15 protein-coding genes and 4 pseudogenes are annotated in these 23,071 nt (G+C 68.9%); 11 read left to right on the forward strand and 8 right to left on the reverse strand.

Annotated elements, in window-relative coordinates:
- Nucleotides 1-173, reverse strand: a pseudogene (locus tag ACFY3J_RS04490) (transposase); the annotation flags it as partial.
- A 633-nt stretch (nt 174-806) separates the two neighbouring features.
- Here ACFY3J_RS04490 and ACFY3J_RS04495 point away from each other — a divergent pair.
- Nucleotides 807-2,049 (forward strand): annotated as a pseudogene (locus ACFY3J_RS04495) (IS110 family transposase).
- A gap of 18 nt (nt 2,050-2,067) precedes the next feature.
- Here the strand turns inward: ACFY3J_RS04495 and ACFY3J_RS04500 are convergent.
- Entirely contained in the window at nt 2,068-2,295 is a 228-nt protein-coding gene (locus ACFY3J_RS04500; RefSeq protein ID WP_390840216.1) for a hypothetical protein, read from the reverse strand.
- A 197-nt stretch (nt 2,296-2,492) separates the two neighbouring features.
- Between ACFY3J_RS04500 and ACFY3J_RS04505 the strand changes: the two genes are divergently transcribed.
- The 3 genes and pseudogenes from ACFY3J_RS04505 to ACFY3J_RS04515 all read left to right on the forward strand — a co-directional run.
- Nucleotides 2,493-2,969: a hypothetical protein gene (locus ACFY3J_RS04505; RefSeq protein WP_390840218.1), complete on the forward strand. Its 477-nt coding sequence runs from the start codon at nt 2,493-2,495 to the stop codon at nt 2,967-2,969.
- 554 nt (nt 2,970-3,523) lie between these two features.
- Nucleotides 3,524-3,728 (forward strand): annotated as a pseudogene (locus ACFY3J_RS04510) (Fe-Mn family superoxide dismutase); the annotation flags it as partial.
- Between the two features lie 381 nt (nt 3,729-4,109).
- Nucleotides 4,110-4,322 (forward strand): annotated as a pseudogene (locus ACFY3J_RS04515) (TetR/AcrR family transcriptional regulator); the annotation flags it as partial.
- A 126-nt stretch (nt 4,323-4,448) separates the two neighbouring features.
- On the opposite strand, the gene ACFY3J_RS04520 reads toward ACFY3J_RS04515, so the two are convergent.
- Nucleotides 4,449-5,915: a non-reducing end alpha-L-arabinofuranosidase family hydrolase gene (locus ACFY3J_RS04520; RefSeq protein WP_390840219.1), complete on the reverse strand. Its 1,467-nt coding sequence runs from the start codon at nt 5,913-5,915 to the stop codon at nt 4,449-4,451.
- Between the two features lie 724 nt (nt 5,916-6,639).
- On the opposite strand from ACFY3J_RS04520, the gene ACFY3J_RS04525 reads away from it, so the two are divergent.
- From ACFY3J_RS04525 to ACFY3J_RS04535, 3 genes are all read left to right on the forward strand, one after another.
- A complete protein-coding gene (locus ACFY3J_RS04525; RefSeq protein WP_384176622.1) occupies nt 6,640-8,070 on the forward strand; it encodes an endo-1,4-beta-xylanase in 1,431 nt (476 codons plus the stop codon).
- Nucleotides 8,071-8,731: 661 nt separating this feature from the next.
- The gene (locus ACFY3J_RS04530) at nt 8,732-10,267 is read left to right on the forward strand and encodes a glycoside hydrolase family 43 protein (protein WP_384176624.1); all 1,536 of its coding nucleotides are present in this window, start codon (nt 8,732-8,734) and stop codon (nt 10,265-10,267) included.
- Nucleotides 10,268-10,428: 161 nt separating this feature from the next.
- The gene (locus ACFY3J_RS04535; RefSeq protein ID WP_384176626.1) at nt 10,429-11,445 is read left to right on the forward strand and encodes a LacI family DNA-binding transcriptional regulator; all 1,017 of its coding nucleotides are present in this window, start codon (nt 10,429-10,431) and stop codon (nt 11,443-11,445) included.
- Between the two features lie 26 nt (nt 11,446-11,471).
- Here the strand turns inward: ACFY3J_RS04535 and ACFY3J_RS04540 are convergent, their stop codons facing one another.
- The 5 genes from ACFY3J_RS04540 to ACFY3J_RS04560 form a co-directional block, all read right to left on the reverse strand.
- On the reverse strand, nt 11,472-13,268 hold the full coding sequence (locus ACFY3J_RS04540; protein ID WP_384176628.1) for a CocE/NonD family hydrolase: 1,797 nt from the start codon (nt 13,266-13,268) through the stop codon (nt 11,472-11,474).
- Nucleotides 13,265-14,764, reverse strand: a complete 1,500-nt coding sequence (locus ACFY3J_RS04545; protein WP_384176630.1) for an alpha-N-arabinofuranosidase — start codon at nt 14,762-14,764, stop codon at nt 13,265-13,267. The genes ACFY3J_RS04540 and ACFY3J_RS04545 overlap by 4 nt, the downstream gene beginning before the upstream one ends.
- Before the next feature lie 134 nt (nt 14,765-14,898).
- Entirely contained in the window at nt 14,899-15,801 is a 903-nt protein-coding gene (locus ACFY3J_RS04550) for a carbohydrate ABC transporter permease (protein WP_390840222.1), read from the reverse strand.
- Nucleotides 15,801-16,823 (reverse strand): carbohydrate ABC transporter permease, encoded by a 1,023-nt coding sequence (locus tag ACFY3J_RS04555; RefSeq protein WP_384176634.1) that lies wholly within the window; start codon nt 16,821-16,823, stop codon nt 15,801-15,803. The genes ACFY3J_RS04550 and ACFY3J_RS04555 overlap by 1 nt, the downstream gene beginning before the upstream one ends.
- Before the next feature lie 10 nt (nt 16,824-16,833).
- A complete protein-coding gene (locus tag ACFY3J_RS04560; protein WP_390840224.1) occupies nt 16,834-18,123 on the reverse strand; it encodes an ABC transporter substrate-binding protein in 1,290 nt (429 codons plus the stop codon).
- A 406-nt stretch (nt 18,124-18,529) separates the two neighbouring features.
- Here ACFY3J_RS04560 and ACFY3J_RS04565 point away from each other — a divergent pair, with 406 nt between their 5' ends.
- From ACFY3J_RS04565 to ACFY3J_RS04580, 4 genes are all read left to right on the forward strand, one after another.
- Nucleotides 18,530-20,077 carry a xylan 1,4-beta-xylosidase gene (locus ACFY3J_RS04565; RefSeq protein ID WP_390840226.1) on the forward strand — a complete coding sequence of 516 codons (1,548 nt, stop codon included), beginning with the start codon at nt 18,530-18,532 and terminating at the stop codon, nt 20,075-20,077.
- A 997-nt stretch (nt 20,078-21,074) separates the two neighbouring features.
- Nucleotides 21,075-21,494 (forward strand): aspartate 1-decarboxylase, encoded by a 420-nt coding sequence (gene panD / locus ACFY3J_RS04570; protein ID WP_390840228.1) that lies wholly within the window; start codon nt 21,075-21,077, stop codon nt 21,492-21,494.
- 18 nt (nt 21,495-21,512) lie between these two features.
- Nucleotides 21,513-21,857 carry a GNAT family N-acetyltransferase gene (locus ACFY3J_RS04575; RefSeq protein ID WP_384176642.1) on the forward strand — a complete coding sequence of 115 codons (345 nt, stop codon included), beginning with the start codon at nt 21,513-21,515 and terminating at the stop codon, nt 21,855-21,857.
- A gap of 7 nt (nt 21,858-21,864) precedes the next feature.
- Entirely contained in the window at nt 21,865-22,533 is a 669-nt protein-coding gene (locus ACFY3J_RS04580) for an aspartate/glutamate racemase family protein (RefSeq protein WP_384176644.1), read from the forward strand.
- Nucleotides 22,534-23,071: the final 538 nt, after the last annotated feature.

The following is a 23,071-nucleotide window of genomic DNA, read 5'->3' on the forward strand; positions in this document are numbered from 1 at the left end:
ACCGCCAAGGAGAGTTCGACCAGGGTTTTCACCGGCCCGTCCGCGCACAGCACCGCATCGGTGAGCTCGAAGAGCGCATCCGCGCGGCTGTACAGACAGTCGTAGAACTCGACCCGAAAGCGGGACAGCACACCCAATGCCTCGCCTGCGGGCGCGTCGACGGGGAGACTCATATGCAGCGGCCGTTCTCTCACGATTCGTTACTCGACATCTCGAAGCGTGAGGAACGGCCGCGTCCGCTGTCCCGGGAAGAACCGCAGTTCAGCAGGTCGGGTGACCTGCGAGGTTAAACGCCAAGCTCAGAGCCTGGTTTGCTGAAGCCTTTGGGTAGATCGAGCGGGCGGTCTCGCTTCTTGGGTGGTGGCGGTCTCGTGGGCGCCGGGCGGATGCCTATTGCGGGGCTGGCCTCGACGCCTCGGGTTAGATCGGTGGCGCCCGGCGTCTTCGCGGCCGCCACCAGTGGTGGTGGGTGTTGCAGCCCGTCGGCACCGGGCGGACGCCTTCAGCGGAATGGACCTTGACGCCGCAAGGTGGGTCGGCGACGTCGGGGTGGCGAGCGTCAACACCCACCGCCCGGATCCCTCGTTGGTGTTAGTGGGACGAGCCCACCGCACGGTGACCTCTCATTGCAGCCGAGCCGTCCGAGCTCCCGCATAGACCGAGGCCCGCGCGGTGCGCTGGTGCCACGAACACGGCTAGTGAGGCGTCGGTCCGACCCTGGTGGTCGAGGCCTGGAATTAGGGAGCCGCGTGGCCCGCATGCGCTCGTGACCAGCGCAAACACCCGCACTCGGGGAGGGAACCATCTTGATCTATTGCGGAATCGACTGGGCGGAGAAGACCCATGACGTCGCCCTGGTCGACGACAGCGGCCAGTTACTGGCCAAGCGGCACATCACCGACGACGCAGTCGGCTACAAGATCCTGCTGGACCTGCTCGCTGAGTACGGCGACACCGAGGACAGCCCTGTCCCGGTGGCGATCGAGACCTCCCGCGGCCTGCTCGTTGCGGTGCTGCGGACCGGCAAGCGGCAGGTCTTCGCGATCAACCCGATGGCCGCGGCCCGCTACCGCGACCGGCACTCCGTCTCCCGCAAGAAGTCAGACCCGGGCGACGCCCTGGTCCTGGCGAACATCTTGCGGACTGACATGCACGCCCACCGGCCCCTGCCCAACGACTCCGACCTGGCCCGCGCCATCGCCGTCCTGGCCCGGGCCCAGCAGGACGCGACGTGGAACCGGCAGCAAATGTCCAACCAGCTCCGGTCCCTGCTCCGCGAGTACTACCCCGCAGCCTTGGACGCCTTCTCCACCTGGACCAACGGCCTGTGCCGGCCCGAGGCCCGCGAGCTGCTCAAACTGGCGCCCACCCCTGCCAAAGCGGCGCGACTGACCCGGGCGCAGATCAACGGCTGCCCTCAAGCGGTCCGGCCGCAAGCGCGGCATCGAAGCCGACACCGAACGGCTCCGCGAAGCCTTGCGAGGAGACTGGGCCCGGCAGCTGCCGCTGGTCGAGGAAGCACTCGGCAAGCAGATGCTGGCCCTCCTGAGCCAGCTGGAAGCCGCCTGCACCGCCGCCGATGACCTGGCGAAGGCGGTGGAGGAGGCGTTCCCTCAGCACCCTGACGCTGACGTCCTCCTCAGCTTCCCGGGACTCGGCGTCCAGCTCGGCGCCCGGGTGCTGGCCGAGATCGGGGACGACCACACTCGGTTCGCCGACGCCCGGGGCCTGAAGGCGTATGCGGGCTCTTCGCCGATCACCCGAGCCTCCGGCAAGAAGTCCAGCGTCACCCGCCGACGCGTGAAGAACGACCGGCTCAACCACGCCGGCTACCTCTGGGCGTTCGCCGCACTGACCGCCTCACCCGGGGCCAAGGTCCACTACCGCCGACGACGCGACAAGCACAACGACTGGCACGCCTCCGCCTTGCGCCACCTGTTCAACCGCATGGTCGGCCAGCTCTATCACTGCCTGCAGCACGGTCATCGCTACGACGAAGCACTGGCCTTCCCGTCCTCGTCGGAAGAACTCAAGGCGACCGCCGCATAGCCGGGGATGTCCCGACCGCTACTCCGGGATGACCAGGCCGAACTTGCGCAGCTCAGGCAGACAGATGGCCAGGCACGCGTCGACGGAGACAGCATCCGTGCGCACCAAGAGGTCCTCGTGAAACGGGCCTCCGCTCGCGACGAACGTCCATGGCTTCGTGCCCTCGCGCATGCGCTCGGCATCGGCCTTGAACAGGACCGTGACTCCCTGCTCGGCAAACGACTCCATGACACGCACCACGTCCACTGAGACCCCCTTGCGTCCCTAATCGAACAGCCAGCAAAGCTACACAGGCATCCCGGCCGCCCTCTTGACGGCTTGCCCCCGTGAGGCGTCTACCCAGACGCACGCCCCGTGCAGTGGCCCGCAACGTGCGCATACCCCTGTGCACGCGCGTTCGCCATGTCGACACCCGGGACCTGGGATCTGAACGGGGTGGAGGAGTGCTGGCGGACAATCCTTGTAGTGGCGTCCAGGAGCCGGAATGCGGCCGCGAGAAGGTGGTCATCGCCTCCCGCACCTATGTGAAGGTGGCGCCGACTGTCGCTGACGATGATCTCGGGCTTGAGATCGCATGGCGGGGTTCGGTTTGCGCAATGGTGAGGCCCGGGCGGGGGACGTCAACAACGGTCGAGCGCCTCACGCAGATTTACGCGGAGAAACAGAGGACGGAGCCATCCGCTCGCCGAGAGCTCGGTCGGCGAACGGTCGCGGAATACGCGAAACAGTGGCGGCCCCGGCGACGCCGGATGATCGAGTACTCCGCTGCCCGACACGTTGACAGCTCCATCAAGGCGCGCTGCCTGGGCGAGTTGGAAGCGAACGGAGTGGGCCGCGGAAACCAGGTGAACATCTTCCATGTCCTCAAGGCCGTCCTGCGCGACGGTTATGGCAGAGGGCCATGGCGGATGACCCTGTGAAGGACGTTGAGAACCTGAGTACGTGACAGGATGGTCATCCTGTCCCTCGCCTATGTTGAAGAAGGCGCTGACTACCGCTGACGAAGACCTGGTGCTCGAGATCGTCATGATGGTGAGGACAACCTCGCCCGGTACGCCAAGCTGGCGGCCGACGCGCTCGAGTCCCTGATCTCCGCTCGCCTGCAGGAGCACACGGAGAGAGCCTGACGCTTCGTGTCCAGCACGGCGGAGTGCCAGCCGAGTGTCTCCTCCCGGGCGCAGGTGAGGGGGCGTCCCGCTGGGTGTCCGTCCCGGTTGAAGAGCGAGGGGCGGACGCCCGTCCAGGCCCTGGCTGGGGGGTTTCACCGGGCGGACACGGGGTCGGTCCCGCCCTCGGCTGTCGCCGTGTCCGCCGACAGCCGGGGAAACGGGACTACCGGGGCGAGCCGGCCGAGGCGCCGTCCGGGCCAGCCGGACGTGGTGACGCTCTGGGTGCTTCCCGTTCGCGGACGGTGAGGACGAGATCCTGGCCGCGGGCGACACCCTCCTCGCACCGAGCGTGATGCGCGGCCTGCATGTACGACCACCAAAGCAACGTCGGTCGGGGCTCCAACCCCGATCCTGGTCTTCGACGTCTGGGAGCACGCCTTCTGCCTGCAGTGCAGGAACCAGAAGGTCGACTTCATCGACGCCATGTGAGCCGTCGCCAACCGGCAGGATGTGGCGACGCGCTACGACGCCGCCAAGTCCCGCACCGACGTGCTTCTGCCGGCCCCCTGACCGCAGCGGTCGTATGACGTGGCGCTCGTGATCGTCTTCGCGGCCTCAACCGGCAGGCGGCACACGGGAGGGCCTCGCCCCGGACAACGCTCGAATCACCCAAGGGCTCGGACGGTCAGGGCGTGCCTCGTCGACGGGTCGGCCTGATGTGCCTCGATGACGGTTCGCCGGCCGGGCGCCGTGACTGGTCCGCGGCACAGGCATGACCTGACGTGGCAGCCGAATCATGCCACGGGGACAAAGCCCGATCGAGAGCGTCCGGCCGGTGCGCGGCGCGTGCCGATGTGCCGACAGGTGTGTCGGTAACATCCGATAGGATGCCGACGCTTGCGTCGTCAAGTTCAAGTAAAGGGCCGTGCGTGCCCAGCGTCGCGCCCCCATCAAGTCGAACCGTTCCGCGCAGCGGTCCGACAGCTTGGTGCCCCCGAGCCCGCGCTCACGGCGGATTTGATCGCCGGGATGCTGCACACGGCCCTTGCCGCCGTCGAGGGCGGTGCTCCGCTCGATACGGTCACGGAGCGCACGCTCGTCCTGGTGCGCCGCGGCCTTGCTCCGCTCGGCAGCATGGTCCACGCACCAGAGGAAGGTCACTGAACGTCCTTCACTGTGCCGGCGGGTGACCTGGGTTTTTCAGATCACGGCGTGGGGGGGGGGGGCGCCGCCGCCCCCCCCCCCCCCCCCACGCCGGCTCCCTACCGGAGCCGGGCCCGCGTCATGCCGTCAGCGCTGCAGTGTCAGCAGACCCGGACGGTAGGGCAGGAGGCCGTAGTCGCCGCCGGAGTTGGGGCTGCGCCCCTGGTAGAGCAACTGCAGATTGCAGGGATCGACGGTCATGGTCTGATCGGGGCTGGTGCGGATCAGCTCGCCATGGCTGATGTCGTTGGTCCAGGTGGCGCCACTGTTGGCCTTGCCGGCGAAGGGATTGCTCTCGGTCGCGGCCTGGGGTGTCCATGAGCCGTTCAGACTGGTGGCCGTGAACGAGCGGAAGTACCGGCCCTGTGAGCCGATCGCCTCGACGATCATGAGGTAACGGTTCTGGCCCTGCAGCTTGTAGACCTGCGGGGCTTCGAACAGGTTGTTCGTCGTATCGCTCATGATCACTGTCGAGGTCGAGCCGAAGCTGCCCGGGAAGTTTCCGATCGGCATACTGGCCCGGTAGATCTTGCCGTTGTCGCCGGCGAAGAACAGGTACATGTTCGTGCCGTCACCGATGAGTGTCTGGTCTATGGGCCCTGTTCCGGATCCGGAGATGCTTCCGGAGAAGAGCACCTGCTCGGATGACCAGCCATTCGGGTTGGTGGGGTCGCTCGACGTCCGGTAGGAGAAGGCGGTCCCGCCCCACTGGTAGGCGAGCACCCAGATGTTCTTCGGCGCGAAGTAGAAGAGCGTGGGTGCGACGGTGGAATTGGACATCGTGTTCTGGCTGGCCGAGGCCATCTCCGACCAATTGGTGAACAGGCCGAAGTTCATCGAACCCCACCTCGTCCCCGTGTCGTGCGTGGTCGCATAGACGAGTTGTCTGCCGTTGTAGGGGGCGACGGTGAAGTCCTTGAGCGAGACCCACCCCTGCTTGGGCTGCGCCAGCGAGCCCGTTGATGTCCAGCGGTAGGCCGACGGAAGATCACACGGGCCGGGGGTGTCGGCGCCGACCTTGACGAGCTGCCACTGCTGGTTGGTGCCGCCCCAGTCGTCGTACTGGACGATGTTCGCGTTGTCGGCGGTGGAGGCGCCTTGCACTTCGAGGGCCTTGTTGCTGTGGCGCGAGATGAGCCTCACGTAGCCGTCCGAGCTGTCGGCCAGCCGCCACTGCTGGTTGGTGCCGTTCAGGTCGGCCCACTGGACGATCGAGCCGCCGTTCGCGGTGGACCAGTTGTAGACGTCCAGCACCTTGCCCGAGTGGCGTGACTTGATGCGGTAGTAGCCGTCCCCGGAATCGACGAACTGCCACTGCTGCTGGTTCTGGTTGTTCCTGGTCCACTGGGTGATGCGGGCGCCGTCGTCGGTCGCCATGTTGTAGACATCCAGGGCCTTGCCGCTGTTGCGGTTGACCAGCACATACGAGGCATTGGGGTCTACGGTCGCGGCCTCGGCGGGCTGGGCACCGAGGAAGGTGACCACGAGCAGCAAGGGCGCAAGGACGCCGAGTAAGCGTCTTGGACGGACCGGGGACGGGTGGCGAAACCACATCAGAGGGCCTCCTTGGGAGCGGGGTGAGGTGACGCCGATGAATCACGGAGCGGCCGCGCCGGGGACGGGGACAGGTTCGAAAGTTTCGAAGTCATCCCGGTTCTGTGACGCCACAAGCTAGGAAGGCGGGGCCCTCTGGTCAAGTTCTGTCGCCGATCTGTCCACAAACAGCTCCTCCCCTTCGGGCATGACAAGCTGTCGCGCCGACCGGAAACCCCCCGCAAGTTCGCGATACGGCTCGCCAGTCCAGGGATCCGCCCGGCTCGCCGGGGATTCGAAAGTTTCGAACGAAGAGCAGAAACTTTTTCCGCCGCGAGGGTTGACGAGTCACCGTCAATCTCTCAATCATCCTGTCTGGTAAACCGACCGTTGGCCGAGATTTCGAACCGCATTGTCCTGGGCAGACTGTGCTGCACGGCAGATCCGCGCACAGCTGCACGACAGATCCGCGCACCAAAACACCTGCGCCACCCCGTTTTTCGTTCCGGTGAGGCTCGCACCGACGCAACCTGACGCTTCGTGCAGTCGGAGAGGTGTGCGACGCCGCGTGACGCCCCCCGGCTGAGCCGCGATGGAGTACCCCCGTGCCTGTGTCGAGACCGCTGCCGCCCGGCGTACGTCACTCGGCGACCGACCGGGCGCCGTCCGTGCCGGTTGAGATCCTCCCGGGTCCCATGACCGCGGTGTCCGGTGATTCCGTTATTTCTACCTTGGAGGCACAGCCATGGGCTCTTATGCCCTTCCCAGACCCGTTGTCCGACGGAAGATCCGCGTTCTGCTGTTGGCGCTGGTCGCCGGCGTCCTCGGTGTGGTCGCCGCACTGGGCTCGCCGCCGACCGCACACGCCGCCGAGAGCACGCTCGGCGCCGCGGCGGCGCAGAGCGGCCGCTACTTCGGCACCGCCATCGCCTCGGGCAGGCTGGGCGACTCGACGTACGCGACGATCGCGGCCCGTGAGTTCAACTCGGTGACGGCCGAGAACGAGATGAAGATCGACGCCACCGAACCGCAGCGGGGTCAGTTCAACTTCACCGCCGCTGACCGCGTCTACAACTGGGCGGTGCAGAACGGCAAGCAGGTGCGCGGTCACACCCTGGCCTGGCACTCCCAGCAGCCCGGCTGGATGCAGAGCCTCAGCGGCAGCGCACTGCGCCAGGCGATGATCGACCACATCAACGGCGTGATGGGCCACTACAAGGGCAAGATCGCACAGTGGGACGTCGTGAACGAGGCCTTCGCCGATGGCAGTTCGGGAGCCCGGCGCGACTCCAACCTGCAACGCACCGGCAACGACTGGATCGAGGTCGCCTTCCGCACCGCGCGCGCCGCCGACCCGTCCGCCAAGCTCTGCTACAACGACTACAACGTCGAGGACTGGACCTGGGCCAAGACCCAGGCCATGTACGCCATGGTCCGAGACTTCAAGCAGCGCGGCGTGCCGATCGACTGCGTCGGCTTCCAGTCGCACTTCAACAGCGGCAGCCCCTACAACAGCAACTTCCGCACCACCCTGCAGAACTTCGCCGCCCTCGGCGTCGACGTGGCCATCACCGAACTCGACATCCAGGGTGCCCCGGCCACGACCTACGCCAACGTGGTCAACGACTGCCTGGCCGTCCCGCGCTGCCTCGGCATCACCGCCTGGGGTGTGCGCGACAGCGACTCCTGGCGACCGGAGCACACGCCGCTGCTGTTCAACGGCGACGGCAGCAAGAAGCCTGCCTACACCGCCGTCCTCAACGCACTCAACGGCGGCTCCTCCACACCGCCTTCGCATTCCGGACCGATCAAGGGTGTCGGTTCGGGCCGCTGCCTGGACGTGCCCGGCACCAGTACCACCGACGGCACCCAGCTCCAGCTGTGGGACTGCCACAACGGCACCAACCAGCAGTGGACGTACACCGACGCCGGCGAGCTCAGGGTCTACGGCAACAAGTGCCTGGACGCCGCCGGCACCGGCAACGGCACCAAGGTCCAGATCTACAGCTGCTGGGGCGGCGACAACCAGAAATGGCGCCTCAACTCCGACGGATCCATCGTCGGCGTCCAGTCCGGCCTCTGCCTCGACGCCGTCGCAGGCGGCACCGCCAACGGCACCCTGATTCAGCTCTACTCCTGCTCGAACGGCAGCAACCAACGCTGGACCCGCACCTGACAAGGCCTGCCACAAACGAAGGGTGAATCGGTGACGGCCTACAGCGCGGCTTCCCTCGTCCCTCCACGAAGACATCGCTGATGGTCCCGGGTCGCCGCCGTGGTGGCGGCGACCCCCGCGATCGGCATGGCCTGGTGGGCGGCGTCACAACCGTCCGGTCCCCGCGGAAGTGCAGGCAGGTGGCCCGACCGCGCGAACGTGATCACGCAGTTCGAGCGGGCGCAGCAGATCCTGGTGGACCCGGATATGTGAGCTGCACTGCACCATCTGGAGTTCCCGCAGTGTCCGGGGTGTCGCGAACCACGGGGAACGGGAAGCCTGGAAGGGCAGCGGGAAAGCAGACAGGTCGGTCAATTCTCTTGGTCCTCCCAGACGGTGTGCGGTGGCGGGAAGAATATTTCAGCAGACCGACACCGCAGCCGTGGTCCCCGGGCCGGCTGATGCACCACCGCCGCCCGGCCCGGGGCCACGAGACCCTGCCCGCCCGCTCCGAAGCCATGATCCACCCCGCGGTGATCGACGCCATGGGCCGCCGCCCCGCCCACGGAGCCACCCCGAACCGGCACGGCACCCGGACCGCAAACCAAACGGACAACCGAGAACCGAACGCTCGCCTAGGCTCGCTTCACGGCGCCCGGCGGCTCGAAGGGAAGACGTTTCCGTGCATACGTACGACAACCCTGTGATCAGCGGGTTCCACCCCGATCCGAGCGTGTGCCGGGTCGGTGACGACTACTACCTGGTGTGCTCCAGCTTCGAGTACTTCCCCGGGCTGCCGCTCTTCCACAGCAAGGACCTCGTGCACTGGGAGCACATCGGCAACGTGCTCGACCGGCCCGGGCAACTGCCGCTGCCCCTCCCCGGCGCCAAGGCGTCCGGAGGCCTCTACGCCCCCACGATCCGCCACCACGACGGCCGCTACTGGGTCATCAACACCAATATCGACGGTGGCGGCAACTTCGTCGTCTCGGCCGAGCGGCCCGAGGGGCCGTGGAGCGACCCGGTGTGGATCGACCTGTCCGGGATCGACCCCGACCTGGCGTGGGAGGAGGACGGCACCTGCTGGTGCGCCTTCTCCGGCCCCGGAGGGGGCATCAACATGGCCAGGATCGACCCGGTCAAGGGCGAGGTGCTGGAGGGGCCTTTCGCCACGTGGTCGGGCAGCGGGCTCAAGTACCCCGAGGCGCCGCACCTCTACCGCATCGGCGACTGGTGGTACCTGCTGATCGCGGAAGGCGGCACGGAACGCGGCCACAGTGTGTCCATAGCCCGCAGCCGCTCGCCGCGCGGCCCCTGGGAGGGCGCACCCGCCAACCCCCTGCTGTCCCACAGCGGTACCGCCCGCTCCATCCAGAACACCGGCCACGCCGACCTGGTGGAGGCTCCCGACGGCAGCTGGTGGATGGTGCTGCTCGCTGTCCGCCCCCGCGGCTTCACGCCCGACGTGCACGTGCTCGGCCGCGAGACGTTCCTGACCCCCGTGGAGTGGGACGAGAACGGCTGGCCCGTCGTCGCGCCCGTTCCCGAGAGTCACGCGGCCCCGGGCGGTGCCTGGCATCCCGTTCCGGCCCCGCCCGCCCGCGACGACTTCGACGGGCCCGCTCTCGCGCCGCACTGGATCTCGCCGTTCGCCCGCCCGGAGGGCTCCTGGTCGCTCACCGAGCGCCCTGGCTTACTGGTCCTCAGCGCCACCGGCCCCACCCTCGACCGCCCCGGGTACACCTTCGTCGGCCGCCGCCAGCAGCACCACGACTGCCGCGTCACCGCCGTGATCGACCCGGGTACGGGACGCGGTGGTCTCTGCGTGCGCCTGGACGAGGCCCACCATTACGAGGTGGAGGCCGGGGACGGGGAGGTCGGCGTCGTCGCCCGGATCGGGCCGCTGCGCCAGACCGTGGCCCGCCGGCCGGTCCCGGCCGGGCCGCTGCCCCTCACCGTGACGATCCGGACGTCAGGCCTCGTGCCCGCGTCGCCCGAACTCACCGACGGCGGGACCACGGGCCCCGACACCATCGCCTTCTGGCTCGGCGATCCCGACGCTCCGGACGCCCGGCCGCTCGCCGAACTGGACGGGCGCTACCTGTCCACCGAGGTCGCCTGCGGCTTCACCGGCCGTGTGATCGGCATGTACGCCACCGAGGGCGCGGTCGCCTTCGACTGGTTCGAGTACGCCCCGGCCCCGACGCCGTCCGTGTGACGCTCGGTGTGCGGGCGGGTGCCGCACCCTGAGGGGCACCTGTCCGCAGCCGGCTCGACCCCGGCTGAGGTGCCTCCCCGGCCCCCGGACGGCCTCCTCGCTGGGTTAGCCTGTCCCCCATGCCCCCCCGACCAGCCGGATCGCGCCCCACACTGTCCTTGGTGGCCAAAACCGCCGGTACGAGCGTGCCCACCGTGTCCAAGGTGCTGCGAGGCGGAACCGATGTCTCGGCGGAGACGCGCGCGAAGGTCATGGAAGCCGTGCAAGCTGTCGGCTACACCCGCCGGGCCGGGTCCAAGGGCGAGAGCGTGCGGGACGAGAGCGGCTTGTCCAACGTGCTCGATCTCGTGGTCACCCACTTCGAGGGGTCATGGGCGAACCTGCTGATAGCCGGGGTCGGGCGAGAAGCGGCAGCAGCGGGACTCGACGTCGTACTGACGCTCGCCGAGCCGCACAGCGACTGGGTGTCGCGGGTTCTGAGAAGGCGCACCGTCGGCGCGATCGGGACGCTGGTCGATCCCGCCTCGCGGCAGTTCAGCGCACTCTTCGCCGCAGGCGTCCCCGTGGTGCTGATCGACCCGATGAGCACACCGCCGTCAGGGGTGGCAAGCATCGGCGTGGCGAACTGGGAAGGCGGCCGTATGGCCGCTGAGCACCTTCTGTCCCTCGGCCATGTGCGGATGGGGGTGGTCGCCGGCCATGCCCGCCATCTCTTCAGCCGAGCGCGCGTCGACGGTTTCCGTGCGGCGGCCGACACGGCGACCGCCGGCAGTGCCACGGTGTCGGTGGCCTACGGCGGATGGAACCGCGCCAAGGCGACGACCGCCACTCACACCCTGCTCGACAGCGACCCGGGGATCACGGGGATCTTCGCCTGCGCGGACTCCATGGCACTCGGCATCTACGACGCACTGTATGCCCGGGGCCTGCGGATTCCCGAGGACATCAGTGTCATCGGCTTCGACGACCTGCCCGAGGCGCAATACATCACCCCCGGGCTGACGACCGTCAGACAGCCCAGCACCGAGTTGGGCGCCGCGGCGGTCAAGCTCCTGATCGAGCTCTCCCGGGGCGAAGACGGCGGCGCCCGGTCCCCCGCCCGCATGGAGCTGGCCACCGAGCTGGTCGTCCGTGCCTCCACCGGACCCGCCCCGGCAACCGCAGCGCCACGCCGATGACGCGGGCAGGCGTGTTCCGGTCGGTCTCATCGCGGTGCTGTCGTCACGACCTGGAGGACGAGGCGGCTCGGATGGGCAACGCCGTGACGGATCGTGTATTCCGCCGCGGTGGGCTCCGTGGTCGCCCCGGCCGGATCGAAGGCATTGCGTCCGACGTCCCAGCGGGGTGACGAACTCGGTGCGATGTCGACGCGCACCCGGTGGCCCGGCAGGAACGTGTGTGCTGTCGACCAGAGGTCCACGGCGAACTCCTGCTCCTGATCCGGCTCGACCGGCCGTCTGTCGCCCAGGCCCGTGACCGGGTCGACGGACCGCGCCGACCCCCGCTGCACGCCGTCGGTGACGACGAGGCTGCTGCCGTCCGGGTGCTCGTCGCACAGCCGCACGACCACATCCGCGTCCGTTCCCGTGGTCGCGAGGTGGACGACGGCATGGACCGCGCCCATCACCGTGAGTTCCTCGGCGAGCGGCACGGTGCGCCACGAGACCACGTCCTGCCGCGCCTCGATCGCCGCCTGGTCGGCGGGTCCCGCCTCGAACGGCGCGAAGAGGAGTACCGCACCGCCGCACGTCGGCACCGGGGATGCCGGATCGCTGGTCAGCCGCCGTTCACCGCTCTCGGCCGGCTCGGTCGCGAGTGTTTCCCCGGCGTTCAGGTACAGCTCGAGCATCCGCGTGTCGCGCGGGGGGAACTCGTCCAGTTCGATCCACCGGTTCGAGCCCATCAGGAACACGCGCACCGGCGGCATGTCCGCCGCGCCCGCGCACAGGGCGGTGTCGAACCACCGCACGTGCCGCGCGGTGAGGTCTCCGCTGCCGCCGAGATCGTCGGCGGACGTGCCCGGCCCGAAGTCCACACCGGCTGTCCGGCCCGACATGTTGTCATGCGACCAGGGGCCGACCAGAAGACGAGGCACCGGCCCGCCGGTGTCTTTCGCATGGCGCAGCAGCCGCCGGTAGATCTCCAGGGTCGATCCGAGGAAGACGTCGAACCACCCGCCGATCAGGAAGACCGGGATGTCGATCGCATCGATCCGGTCGACGATCTTCCCATCGCGGTGACGCGCCGACCCGAGCGGCTCCCGCAACCGGTCCAGACCCCACCCGACGATCGCCTCGGCGTCCCATCCGGCGTGCGGGGTTCCGGCCCGGAACGCGTCGCGGGTCGCGATCGCTCGCTCGGTCGCTTCCCACCGCTTCCGCTCGGCCTCCCGTTCGCGGGCGGAGCCGATGCGCGTGATCACGTCCGGGGCGATCGCGTAGTGCGTCCACGCGAGGGTGCTTCCGATCTCCGGCACCCCACCGCGGAACCGGAAACCGTCAAGCGCCGACATCGCCGGCGTCATGGCAGGAGCGATCGCCCGCAGAGCCGGGGCGCCTCCCAGAAGGGCGCTGAACTGGGTATCCGAGGCGTAGGACGCGCCCCACATTCCAACGGTGCCGGTGCATTCGGGACGTGCCGCGAGCCAGGCCACGGCGTCGGCGCCGTCGGCCACCTCCTGCGCACAAGGGTCGAAGACGCCTTCGGAGCCGAAGTGGCCCCGTACGTCCTGGAGCGCGACGAGGTAACCGGCGGCGACGAGGCGCCCGACGTCGAGCATCCCGTCGTGTTCCTCACGGGTCACGTCATAGGGATGGCGGGTCAGCAGGGCCGGCCACGGCCCGGTCCCGTGCGGAACCAGCAGGACGGTCCGAAGCCGTGTTCCATCGCGCAACGCACAGGTCACCTCGCGGCGCTCGGCGACCGGGTCCGGCGATTCACGGGCCGGGTCGCCGCGCCGGAGGGGGGCCGGCTCCTGAACGGGGCTCGTGTCGTCGCTCACCGGAGGGCGACCACCGTCCACGACGTCGGCGGCAGTTCGATGGTGAGCAGGCCGTCGGCGAGTGCCGCGCCGGCGTTCGCGGCCGGGGTCACCCGGTCCTGCTGGGCGAGCGTGTTCTTCGCGTACACGTCGGAGTCGGCGAGCGTGACCGCCTCGGTGATGCGCGAGGAGCCGAAGCTGCGCACATCGATCGTGACCTGCGCGGCTTCCGCCAGGTCGCGGTTGACGAGGAAGACCGCGGCCCGGCCCTCGTCGACGGTCGCGACGGCGTCGACGACGGATGCCTCTCCGTAGCGCGCCGTTTCGTACGTCGGCGCCTCGATCAGGGGTCGGATCACCTCGCCGGAGGCGAGCCGGCTCGTGATCGAGAACGGGTAGAAGGTCGTCTGGCGCCAGGCCGGGCCGCCGGGCTCGGTCATGATCGGAGCGATCACGTTGACGAGCTGTGCGAGGGATGCCGAGGTGACGCGGTCGCTGCGGCGGAGGAGCGTCATCAGCAGGTTGCCGACGACGACGGCGTCCGCCACCGTGTAGGTGTCCTCCAGGAGCCGGGGGGCGTGGCGCCACTCGTCGTGGATCTTCTCGGACGCCTGGTGCTCCTTGAGGTACCAGACGTTCCACTCGTCGAAGGAGACGTTGATCTTCTTGGTGGAGCGTTTCTTGTGCCCCACGTGGTCGGCAGTCGCGACGACGGTGTCGATGAAGTAGTCCATGTCGATCGCCGAGGCGAGGAAGGAGCCGAGGTCGCCGTCGTGCTCCTGGTAGTACGCGTGGCACGAGACGTGGTCGACGTGGTCGTAGCTGTGCTCGAGTACGGTGCGCTCCCAGTCGCCGAATGTCGGCATGGTGGATCCGGAGGAGCCGCAGACGACGAGTTCGAGGTCCTTGTCGGCCCTCTTCATCGCGGCGGCGGTGCGGGCGGCCATCTTGCCGTAGTCGTCCGCCGTCATGAATCCGGTCTGCCAGGGGCCGTCCATTTCGTTGCCGAGGCACCACATGCGCACGTTGTGCGGTTCCGGTGTGCCGTTGGCGATGCGCAGGTCCGACAGCGCCGTGCCGGATGGGTGGTTGGCGTACTCGAGCAGGTCCAGGGCGGGCAGGATGCCTCGTGTGGCCACGTTGACCGCCAGCATCAGCTCGGAGTCGGTGAGCTTGAGCCATCTGGCGAACTCGTCGAGGCCGACCTGGTTCGATTCGAGCGAGCGCCAGGCGAGGTCGCGGCGTACCGGGCGTTTTTCGCGTGGGCCGACGGAGTCTTCCCAGCGGAACCCGGAGACGAAGTTGCCGCCCGGGTAGCGGATGGTCGTGCTGCCGAGCTCTCTGACGAGTTCGACGACGTCCATGCGGAACCCGTCACCGTTCGCGCTCGGGTGTTCGGGCTCGTAGAGCCCGGTGTACACGCAGCGGCCGAGGTGCTCGACGAACGAGCCGAAGGTGCGGCGCCGGACAGGAGCGATGACGGCCTGCCTGTCGAGTTCGATGTGGGCGCGGGGCAATGCGGCGGTCCTTTCCGGTGGATGGCGCGGGGGTGTCGCGGGCTGGGTGGTGCCGTCGGTCAGCGGCCCGCCCCTGCCGAAAGGCATGGCAGGGGCAGGCGTGGGACGGTCCGGTTCAGGTCCTGGTACCGGTGTCAGCCCTTCACGGCGCCGGTGAGGCCGCCGACGATGCGCTTCTCGAAGATCGAGAAGAAGATCAGTGCGGGCAGCATGGCGAGTGAGGTGAAGGCGAGAACCTTTGCGGTGTCCGTGGAGTACTGCGAGGAGAACACCTGGACGCCGAGCGGCAGGGTGTAGTTCGCCTGCGAGTTGAGGACGTACAGGGGCAGGAGGTAGTTGTTCCAGCTGCCGACGAATCCGAGGATGCCGACGGTGACCACACCGGGCAGCGACAGCGGGACCACCATGCGGAAGAAGAATCCGGGTCGGCTCATGCCGTCGATCGCGGCGGCCTCCTCGATCTCGTTCGGGATGGCTCTGAGGAACGGCACGAGGATGATGACGGTCGTCGGCAGGCCGAAGGCGATCTGCGGGATGATCACGCCGAGCAGGTTGTCGACGAGGCCGAGGTCCTTGATGACGAGGTACAGCGGAGTGATCGCGATGACCATCGGGAACATCAGGCCCGCGGCGAACAGGGAGTACATCGCGCCCTTGAGCTTGAAGTCGTAGCGTGCGATCACGAAGCTCACCATCAGACCGAGGGCGACGATGCCGACGGTGCTGGTGATCGCGACGATGAGGGAGTTGGCGAACTCGCCCCAGAACACCGTCGACTTCAGGATGTCGATGTAGTTGCCGACCACCCAGGGGCGCGGCAGGGCGGCCGGGTCCGTGGTGATCTGCGAGTTGGTGCGGAATCCGCCGAGCACGATGAAGAGCACCGGTGCGATGCAGACGCCGACGAAGAGCAGCGCGATGAAGTAGGTGACGGGGTTGCCCCACTTCTGCGGCTTGTCCCGGTTGTCGCGGCGGCCGGTGGGTGCCTTCGGCTCCGGCGCGGGGGGCATCCGGGAGGTGGTGGTCGTCGCGCTCATCACACGGTCCCTTCGGTGACGGCGCCCCTGAGGTCGCGGCGCAGGACGAAGCGCTGGTAGATCAGCGCGACGATGAGCGAGATCACGAACATCACGACCGCGACGGCGCTGCCGTAGCCGTAGTTGCCCGCGTTGCGGCCCTGGGCGAGCATGTAGATCGCCATGGTCGAGGTGCCCGCCGTGCCCGAGACGTACTGGCCCCAGATGATGTAGACGAGGTCGAACAACTGCAGCGAGCCGATGATCGACAGGAAGGCCCAGATGCGGATCGTCGGTCCCAGCAGCGGCAGCGTGATGCGGCGCTGGATCTGCCAGTAGGAGGCGCCGTCGATCTGCGCGGCCTCGAAGATCTCGTCGGGGATCGACTGCAGGCCCGCGAGCATCAGGATCACCGCGAAGCCGATGTACTTCCACGTGATGATGGCCATCAGCGTCCAGATGGCCAGGTCCGGGTCGGCGATCCAGTCGGCTTCCAGGGAGCCCAGGCCGATCCGGTGCAGCAGGTCGTTGACGGCTCCGTTGCTCTGGAGCATCAGGCTCCAGCCGGTGCCGACGATGACCTCGGAGATGATGTAGGGCACGAAGATCAGGACGCGGATGGTCGAGCGGCCGCGGATCTTCTGGTTGAGCAGGAGCGCGAGGACGACCGCCAGCGGACCCTGGATGACCAGTGAGAGCACCAGGATCAGGCCGTTGTGCCACAGGACGTCGTGGAACGCGGGGTCGGTGAGGATCAGCTTGTAGTTGTTCAGGCCGACCCAGTCGGTGGGCTCTCCGTAGCCTTTCCACTGGTAGAAGCCGTAGTACGCGGCGAGCGCGACCGGGAAGATCACAAACGCCAGGAACGTGATGATGGCCGGTGCGGACAGGACCGCGATCTCCAGTCGCATCCTGGCACGGCCTCGGCGGTGCGCAGCCGCTCGCGGCGTGGCCGGGGGCACGGACGTGGCCGCGTCCCCGGCTCCGGGCGTGCCCTGCGACTGGCGGCCGTCGGCCGTGTCAGTGCCCAGGGTGTCGCTCATGTCTGCTTACTCAGCCCTTCTCGGCGGCAGCTTTGACGTCCTTGACGATGTCGGCGGCGGAGCCCTTGCCGGCCATCAGGTTCACGACGGCGATGTTCATGGCGTTGCCGACGTTCTGGCCGTACACGGTGTCGAGGAACTGCATCGAGTAGGCGGCCTTGTTGAAGGCCTGCAGTGCCGAGATGTTGTAGGGCTCGGTGACGCCCCCCTGGGCTTCCTTGTTCACCGGGATGGTGTCGAAGGCCTCGGCGTAGGTCTCCTGCTGCTCCTTGGTCACGACGAACTGGAGGAAGCCCAGGGCCTCCTTCGGTGCGTTCTTGGAGAGCGAGTATCCGCCGGCGCCGCCCATGATGGCGGTCGGGTCGCCCTTGCCGCCGGGCACGGCGGGGAAGGGGAACCAGCCCAGGTCGGGGAGCGGCTTCTTGTCCGGGGTCAGATCGGCGATCACACCGGGGTTCCAGTTGCCCATGAGCTCCATGGCCGCCTTGTGGTTGGCGATCATGCCCGCCGAGGACCCGGCGCCCTGCTGCGACGTTGCCGTCAGGAAACCCTTCTGGAAGGGTTCGGTCTCCAGGAGTTCAGCGAGGTCTTCGCCGGCCTTGGTCCAGCACGGGTCGTCGAACGTGAGCGACTTGGCGGCCTCCTGCATGGTCTCCTGGCTGCACTCGCGCAGGGCGAAGTTGTAGTACCAGTGCGCGGCCGGCCAGGCGTCCTTGGCGCCGACCGCGATCGGCACGACCTTGATCGCCTTCAGCTTCGCGACGGCGTCCTTGAGTTCGTCCATCGTCGTCGGCGTCGAGGTGATGCCGGCCTTCTTGAACAGGCCCTTGCTGTAGTAGATGCCCTCGGGCTGCGTGTCGAGCGGCATCGCGTAGACCTTGCCGTCGATCGAGACGCCTTCGAGGGCCGCTTCGCCCACGTTCGCCTTGTCGGTGTCGGTCAGTCGTTCCAGTGCCTGGATCTGGCCGGCGTTGACCATGGCCTGCATCTTGCCGCCACCGCGCTGCAGGAAGATGTCGGGCGCGGAGTTCGAGTTGAGCGCGTTCTGCAGCTTGCCGTCGAGGTCCTCGTTCTGGACCGACTGGATCTTGATCGTGACGTCCGGGTGCAGCGCGTGGTACGCCTTCGCGGCGTCCTTCCAGTACTGCGCACCGCGCCCTTCCATCGCGTTCGTCCAGAGGGTCACCGTGCCCTGGCCATCGGACGAACCGCTGTCGTCGCCGCCGGCGCAGCCGACAGCGGCGAGTGCGATGCACAAGCCGATCGCGGCAGCCGTCGCGCTGCGGGTTTTCCTCATCATCGTGGGAACTCCCTGATCTGTTGTCAGTGATCCAACTGTCGATAGTTTGCGCAAATTAATGGGCCATCCGCGAAGTAGGAGCAAGGTGTACCGCTAGAAATGAACGAGAGACAACCAACAGTTTTCGCAAGTTGTGCAATCGTTACTGACGTAGCAGCCGTCGTACGTGATCACGAACGGGTGCGGTGACGATCAGGAACGTGCTCAGTCGCACCCAGCCGGGCCCCGGCCGGCCGGGGCGGGCACCGGGAGGACGCCGAACGCCGACAGGCGGACCGCTCGACGTCTTGACATCGTTTTCCCCGTCTCCCTACGGTGCGCAGCACGTTGAGCGAGAGCCGGTTGGTCCACCCGCCCGCCCCGGCGAGTCTCGCCCCCCACCGCACCGCGGCAAAGGAACCCCACCATGCGGATCGTCGTCCCCCGGCAGCCGACAGCCCGGCTCTCCGACGCCTGGCGCCACTGCGTCGGCACGGGCCGGTTCGACCTCGCGCTGCGGAGCGACTACCAGGAGTCGCTCGACCTCGTTCAGCGGGAGATCGGTTTCCGGTACATCCGGGGGCACGGCCTGCTCAGTGACGGGATGGGCGTCCACCGCCCCTACGACTACGCCGGCGAGCGGCGCGTGCGCCACGCCTTCACGTACGTCGACCAGATCGTGGACGCCTACCTGGGGATGGACATCGCGCCCTTCCTCGAACTCGGCTTCATGCCGTCCGGGCTCGCCTCCGGCGACGACACCGTGTTCTGGTGGAAGGGCAATGTCACTCCTCCTCGCGACGAGAAGGAGTGGGCGGACCTCGTCCGCGCCGTCATCGGGCACCTGGTCGACCGCTACGGCGTCGACCAGGTGCGCCGGTGGCCGATCGAGGTGTGGAACGAGCCCAACCTGGCGCCGTTCTGGTCCGCGGACCAGAACGCCTACCACCGCCTCTACGAGGTGACCTCGCTGGCCGTCAAGGAGGTCGACGCCGAACTCCAGGTCGGCGGCCCCTCACTGGCGCCGGGTTACGAGGACGAGTGGATCCAGCGCTTCGCCGAGTTCGTCGAGGCCCGCGACCTGCCGATCGACTTCGTGAGCCGCCACGCCTACTCCTCCGGCCCCGTCCAGCCCGTGCCGTTCGGCGCCCACCAGACGCTCATGCCGGCGTCGGCGCTGCTGGAGCAGTTCGGCGCCCCACGGCGGCAGCTGGCGGGCACCGGGCTCGCGGACCTGCCGCTCCACATCACCGAGTTCAACTCCTCGTACCGGCCGGACAACCCGGTCCACGACACCGCGTTCCACGCGGCGTATCTCGCGCCGGTGCTGGTGAACGGGGGTGACCTCGCGGACTCCTTCTCGTACTGGACGTTCAGCGACGTGTTCGAGGAGGTGGGCATCCCCACCGCGCCGTTCCACGGCGGCTTCGGCTTGCTGACGCACCGTCAGATCAAGAAGCCCACCTACCACCTGTACACGTTCATGGCCGAGATGGGCGAGCAGGTGCTCGCCCGAGGCGAGGACCACCTGGTGACGCGGCACGGCGACGGACGCGTCACCGTGCTGGCCTGGGCGCCGGCCGACCCGGCCGGCGGCGATCCCGTCGACGGCCACACCGTCCGGCTGTCCCTGCCCGTCGGCGCCCCGGACGCGCAGGGCTCCGCCTTCGCTCGCCGCCGCTCCGTGAGCGAGGACGCCGGCAACCCCTGGGCCGCCTGGTGCGAGATGGGGCGGCCGCTCGCGCCCGGCAACCGCCAGCTCGACGCTCTCCGTGAGGCCGCCGAACCCGCCCGCTCGCACCGGAGCGTGCCCGTCGCCGGCGGGCGCGCCGACGTGGACCTCGTCCTGGGCCGCAACGAGGTGACGCTGCTGGAGCTCACCCCGGTCGTCGACGAGACGCCGGAGTGGTGGAGCGACGACCGGCTGTTCGGCCTCGGCGGCGAGGATGCCGACGCCTCCGTGAACCGGTCGTGAGCGCCCCGCCGCCCACCGGCCCGCTCGCACGGCCGGGAGCACGCCGAGACCTCGATGCTCGCCCTGCTCCGGTCCATGCTCGTCCACGTCAACACCCTGCCGGCCGGCAGGCCCTGGCGGAACCGGCCTGGGCATCGAGGCCCAGTGACGAGGAAAGGCGCGGCAACGCGCTGCGGGCACCCGGTGCACTGGACCGGCTCGACTTCCTCCACCGTTCGCCGACCGGTTCGGCATCCGGAACACGGCCACGAGCGTCAATCTGGGGCTCGCCCACTTCCTGGCCGAGGTGGCGGGCGAGTCACGAAGCTTCTCGCTGGTGCCCGCTGACGTGCCACTGCCGGAGATGCCGCTCATGGTCTGGGGCTGCCCGACCTCACGCTCACAGCGGGCTGGTGGCTCCGTGCCGCGCTGCACCTGCGGCCCGGGGCTCCCTTGACCCTGGAGGACGACCGCGGGCTGGCCCTCCGGCCTATCTGTTGGCGGACCGAGTGCGAGAGGAGCTCCTACCACCTCGCCTGGCCGCGGATGACCGGTTGTGCTGTCGTGATCCGCCCCGATCTACTGGAAGTCCTGACCGAACGGGCGCCCGCAACCGTCGTCATCCGAGATTTTTTCATGCTCCTTGGGCATGGCGAAGAGGGGAAATGACGCGGAAGCGCTCGGTCGTGCGGGGGAGGAGCGTGCTGGTCGGTCCTGGTCCTCTACCTCACCGCCGCTGACCCCAGTTCGCACCTTGCTCTGGACCTCTCGACTCACCTGACGGACCATCAGGTATGTCAGCATCCAATCAGCATTGGACCGGGGCAGTCTTCCGTACATGCTCTCGGTTGACGGCTTCGCGGCAGCCTGCCTCGCGCAGATCGCGCAGGTGAGAAGCCTGCTCGCCACGGCGCACGATGCTCTGGGACGTCTTCGAGTCGAAGACATGCCGATGTACAGTGAAGGACGCCCTTGACCTGCAGCAAGCAGGCAGGGAGCCGTCTTCCAGGAGTCCAAAGTGCTGCGTACTCTGTTCAAGTCCAAGATCCACCGCGCCACCGTCACCCAGGCCGACCTGCACTACGTGGGATCCGTGACCATCGACGCGGACCTGCTCGACGCCGCCGATCTGCTGCCCGGTGAGCTCGTCCACATCGTCGACGTCACCAATGGCGCCCGCCTGGAGACGTACGTCATCGAGGGGGAGCGCGGGTCCGGGGTCGTCGGGATCAACGGTGCCGCCGCGCACCTCGTGCACCCCGGAGACCTGGTGATCATCATCAGTTACGCCCAGGTCACCGACGCCGAGGCGCGGGCCTTTCAGCCGCGGGTCGTCCACGTCGACGCGGACAACCGTATGGTGGCGCTCGGCGCCGACGCCTCCGAGCCGGTGCCGGGTTCCGACCAGGAGCGCAGCCCGCAGGCCGTATCGAGCTGACCGACCAGGGGCGTGACCGTGAGCGACATCGAGAGCCGCGACGACCGGACGGCGGGACGCCTCGAGGCGGTGGAGGGCGGTGCGGTCGTCGGCCGCACCGAGTACTTCGTCCTCGAACGGCCCGGGCGCGCCCTGGTACCCGTCCACACGATCGTGGAGCCGGCTCACGAGGGCAGGGGCATCGCCGGCTCGCCGGCGCGCGAGCTGTACGCCATCGCCGGGCGCGAGGGTGCCGCCGTGGCCCCGCTCTGTCCGTACGTCGTCAAGTGGGCCGAACGTCACCGCGACGAGGCACCGGCGGCCGAACCCGAGCTGCTGGGTGCCGCGCGGGAGTGGCTCGCGGCGCATCCGGAACGGTTCTGAGCGGTCGATGCTCGCCCTGCTGCACACCTCGCCGGTGCACGTCCCGGTCTTCGACGCGCTGCGCGACGAGACCCACCCCGGCCTCCGGCTACGGCACTTCGTCGACGAGCAGATGCTGCGCCGGGCCCGCCGGGAAGGTCCGGCGGCGGTGACGGACGCGGTGGGGGCGGTGCTGGACCGGGCGGTCGCCGAGGGCGCCCGGGCGGTCCTGTGCACCTGCTCGACCCTCGGGGGCGTCGCGGAGGGGGCGGGGGCGTCGGGGCTCGCCGTGCCGGTGCTGCGGGTGGACCGCCCCATGGCGGCCGCCGCGGTCGCCGCCGGGTCACGGGTGGTCCTCCTCGCGGCGCTGGCGAGCACCCTCGCGCCGACCACCGCGCTCATCGAGGAGGAGGCCCGCCGCGCCGGGCGCACCGTCACCGTCCGCCCCGTGCTCGTCGACGCCGCCTGGTCCCGCTTCGAGGCCGGCGACAACGAGGGATACGTGCGCGAAGTGGCCGCGGTGGCCGACCGGGTCACCCACGCCGACGCGATCGTCCTCGCCCAGGCCTCCATGGCTCCCGCCCAGGACCTCACGACGACCCCGGTCCCCGTCCTCGCCAGCCCGCGCCCGGGCTTCGAGGCAGCGGCACGCGCGGCACGGCACAGCCCCGCCCGACCGCTCGACACCCCCGCATAGCCGAACAGGCCGCCCGCACCCCATGAGTCCGCCCGGCTGCTCGCCGTGCCTCCGTCGGGTGACTGGTGGCGCGGCGGTCGGGTAGGTGGGGGAGTAGTCCAGAGCCGATGTCGACCGACTGGCCGGAGGACGTCATGACCGACCCGTACCCGGACCCCACCTCGCCCTCACCCATGCCGGGTCCGGACCCCCAGCATCCGCAGCCGCAACCGCACCCCGTGCCCACACCGGAGCCGCCCCCGGCCCCGGAACCCCCTCCGGCACCAGGGCCGCCGCCGAGCCCACCGCCAGGCCCCGGCCCGACCCCGCCTCCCGGGCCTCCGCCCCCGGCCCCGCCGCCAGGCCCAGGCCCGATCCCGCCCACGCCCCCGGGCCCGATCCCCAGCCCTCCGCCCGGTCCTCCGCCTCCGGAGCCCCCGCCGTCCCCGATCCCGCCGGGCCCGGAGCCGGTCCCGAACCCGGAGCCGGGACCACCCCTGACCTGACGTCCGGCCTGACCCCGGGACCCGGCCTGATTCCGGGACCTGACCTGGTCTCT

It is taken from the genome of Streptomyces sp. NPDC001231, assembly GCF_042896885.1.
GTDB lineage: Bacteria > Actinomycetota > Actinomycetes > Streptomycetales > Streptomycetaceae > Streptomyces.

Bases quoted from the DNA above. Each gene is read 5' to 3' on its own strand.
- ACFY3J_RS04555 (WP_384176634.1), bottom strand. From the start codon at position 16,823: ATGAGCGACACCCTGGGCACTGACACGGCCGACGGCCGCCAGTCGCAG.
- ACFY3J_RS04560 (WP_390840224.1), bottom strand. From the start codon at position 18,123: ATGATGAGGAAAACCCGCAGCGCGACGGCTGCCGCGATCGGCTTGTGC.
- ACFY3J_RS04565 (WP_390840226.1), top strand. From the start codon at position 18,530: ATGCGGATCGTCGTCCCCCGGCAGCCGACAGCCCGGCTCTCCGACGCC.
- ACFY3J_RS04520 (WP_390840219.1), bottom strand. From the start codon at position 5,915: ATGTGGTTTCGCCACCCGTCCCCGGTCCGTCCAAGACGCTTACTCGGC.
- ACFY3J_RS04550 (WP_390840222.1), bottom strand. From the start codon at position 15,801: ATGAGCGCGACGACCACCACCTCCCGGATGCCCCCCGCGCCGGAGCCG.
- ACFY3J_RS04525 (WP_384176622.1), top strand. From the start codon at position 6,640: ATGGGCTCTTATGCCCTTCCCAGACCCGTTGTCCGACGGAAGATCCGC.
- ACFY3J_RS04580 (WP_384176644.1), top strand. From the start codon at position 21,865: ATGCTCGCCCTGCTGCACACCTCGCCGGTGCACGTCCCGGTCTTCGAC.